Below are 3,061 nucleotides of genomic sequence, written 5' to 3'. Positions count from 1 at the left end.
TATCCGGTGGGGGCTGTGTTTCATGCGGCGGGTGTGTTGGACGACGGTGTGCTCGATGGCATGACGGGGGAGCGGCTGGCTGCGGTGTCGGGTCCGAAGGCTGAGGGTGCTCGGTATTTGGACGAGGCGTCGCGTGAGTTGGGTCTTGAGTTGTCGGCGTTCGTGTTGTTCTCGTCGTTCGCGGGTGTGGTGGGTGGTGCCGGTCAGGGCAACTACGCGGCGGCCAACGCCTATCTGGACGCGCTCGCGGAGCGCCGCCGGGCCGACGGTCTGCCCGCCACCTCCATCGCCTGGGGTCCGTGGGCCGAAGAGGGCATGGCCGCCGACACGGCCGTCGCCGACCGCATGCGGCTGGCCGGCATGACCGGGCTGTCGAGCGAGACCGCCTTCGCCGTCCTGGAGCGGGCGCTCGTGACGGACGCCGGCCCGCTGACCGCCATCGACCTCGACTGGGAGCGGTTCGCGCCCGGCTTCACCGCCGCCCGCCCCAGCCCGCTGCTGGCCGACCTCCCCGAGGCCGCCGTACGGCGCTCCGGGCCCGCGGCCGACGACGGCGTCGGCCTCGTCCGGCGCCTGGCGGAGCTGCCGCCGGCCGACCGCACCGACCTGCTGCTGGAGACCGTACGGGCCCAGGCGGCGGGTGTGCTCGGCCACGGTTCGGAGCAGCGGGTGACCGCCGACGCCGCGTTCAAGGACCTCGGCTTCGACTCCCTGACCGCGGTCGAACTGCGCAACCGGCTCGGGACGGCCACCGGCCTGTCCCTGCCGCCCACGGTCGTCTTCGACCACCCCACCCCGGCCGCCCTGGCCGGGTACCTCCTCACCGAGCTGACGAGCGGGTTCGCCGACGCCGATGAGGGCCCGGAGGAGGCCGCCGTCCGCCGGGCGCTGGCCGCGATGCCGCTCGCCCGGCTCCGGGAGGCCGGCCTGCTGGAGGTCCTGCTGGACCTCGCCGGCCGGGAGACCGGCCCCGCCGCCGCGGCGGCCGGGGCTGCTGCTGCGGCGGCGGCAGAGGACGCGGCGGGTGCCGCGCCCGAGGACATCGACGCGATGGACGCCGACGCCCTGATCCGCCTCGCGATGGACAACACGGACTCCTGACGGTCCGCGAAAGTGTGGAGCTGACACATGGTTACGCCTGACGAAGTGACTTCGAACGACAAGCTCGTGACGGCGCTGCGGACGTCGCTGAAGGAGACCGAGCGGCTGCGCGAGCAGAACCGCCGCCTCTCCGACGCCACCCGCGAGCCCATCGCCGTCGTCGCGATGAGCTGCCGCTTCCCGGGCGGTGTCCGCTCCCCGGAAGGTCTGTGGGACCTGGTGGAACAGGGCCGCGACACGGTCTCCGCGTTCCCCGCCGACCGCGGCTGGGACCTGGCGTCCCTCTTCGACGAGGACCCGGACCGGCCGGGCTCCTCGTACGTCCGGGAGGGCGCCTTCCTCCACGACATCGCCGAGTTCGACGCCGCGTTCTTCGGGATCTCGCCGCGTGAGGCCCTCGCCATGGACCCGCAGCAGCGGCTGCTGCTGGAGACCGCCTGGGAGGCCGTCGAGCGGGCGGGGATGGCTCCCGACGCGCTGCGCGGCAGCCGTACCGGCGTGTTCATCGGCTCGAACGGCTCCGACTACGGCACGGTCCTGTCCGACGGCGCCGAGGACGTCGACGGCTACCTGGCCACGGGCAACGCGAGCAGCGTGCTGTCCGGCCGGATCGCCTACGAGCTGGGTCTGGAGGGTCCGGCCGTCACCGTGGACACGGCGTGCTCGTCGTCGCTGGTGGCGCTGCACCTGGCGGCGCAGGCCCTGCGCCGCCAGGAGTGCACGCTCGCGCTCGCCGGCGGTGTCTCGGTGATGTCGACCCCCACCACCTTCACCGAGTTCTCCCGGCAGCGGGGCCTGGCCGCCGACGGCCGGTGCAAGCCGTTCGCGGCGGCCGCCGACGGCACCGGCTGGGGCGAGGGCGCCGGTGTCCTCGTCCTGGAGCGGCTCTCCGACGCCCAGCGCCTGGGGCACCGCGTCCTCGCGGTGATCCGCGGGTCGGCCGTGAACCAGGACGGCGCGTCCAACGGGCTCACCGCCCCCAACGGCCCCTCCCAGCGGCGCGTGCTACGGCAGGCGCTGGCCGACGCCCGGCTGACCGCCGACCAGGTCGACGCCGTCGAGGCGCACGGCACCGGTACCCGCCTCGGCGACCCGATCGAGGCGCAGGCGCTCATCGCCACCTACGGGGAGAAACGTACGGCGGACCGGCCGCTGTGGCTGGGTTCCGTGAAGTCGAACATCGGTCACACGCAGGCCGCGGCGGGTGTGGCGGGTGTGATCAAGATGGTGATGGCGATGCGGCAGGGGGTGCTGCCGCGGACCCTGCACGTGGACGAGCCGACCCCGCAGGTCGACTGGTCGGCGGGCACGGTCCGCCTGCTCACCGAGAACGCCGACTGGACGACGGCCGGAGACCGGCCCCGCCGCGCCGGCGTCTCCTCCTTCGGCATGAGCGGGACGAACGCCCACGTCATCCTGGAGGAACACCCGGCCGAGGCCGACCGGCAGCCGGATTCCTCCGCTGCCGTGCCTGCCGCCGTCCCCGCCACCGTGCCGGCCTCTGCCGCTGTGCCGGCCCCCGGCGCTGTACCGGCCCTCGGCGCTGTGCCGGCCTCCGCCACCGCGCAGGCCGTGCCGTGGCTGCTCTCCGCGAAGTCCGCCGAGGCGCTACGGGCGCAGGCCCGCGCCCTGGGCGCCTTCCTGGACGGGAACCCCGGGCACGCCCCGGCCGCCGTCGGCCTGGCCCTGGCCCTGACCCGTACCGCCTTCGACCACCGCGCGGTCGTCGTCGCCGACTCCGCCGACGGCTTCACCGCCGGCCTCGCGGCGCTGGCTGCCGGCACGGCCGCCCCCGGCCTGGTCGAGGGCACCGCACCCGACGGCCGGGTCAAGCCCGTCTTCGTCTTTCCCGGGCAGGGGTCGCAGTGGGTGGGGATGGGGCGGGAGTTGTGGGCGTCGGGTGGTGTGTTCGCGGAGCGGATGGCGGAGTGTGAGCGGGCTTTGTCGCCGTTCGTGGAGT

The 3,061-nt window shown here is 74.6% G+C and carries 2 protein-coding genes; both read left to right on the top strand.

What is annotated here, in order from left to right; translation table 11 throughout:
• On the top strand, nt 1-1,101 hold a 1,101-nt coding region (locus GPJ59_RS35055), incomplete at its 5' end, for a beta-ketoacyl reductase (protein WP_219672111.1).
• 45 nt (nt 1,102-1,146) lie between these two features.
• A partial coding sequence (locus GPJ59_RS35050; protein WP_219672110.1) for a type I polyketide synthase occupies nt 1,147-3,061 on the top strand: 1,915 nt, incomplete at its 3' end.

Origin of the sequence: Streptomyces bambusae, assembly GCF_019400985.1 — a bacterium.
GTDB lineage: Bacteria > Actinomycetota > Actinomycetes > Streptomycetales > Streptomycetaceae > Streptomyces > Streptomyces bambusae_A.
The sequence above is the reverse complement of the archived record's forward strand: the minus strand, read 5'-3'. Positions and strand labels throughout refer to the sequence as shown.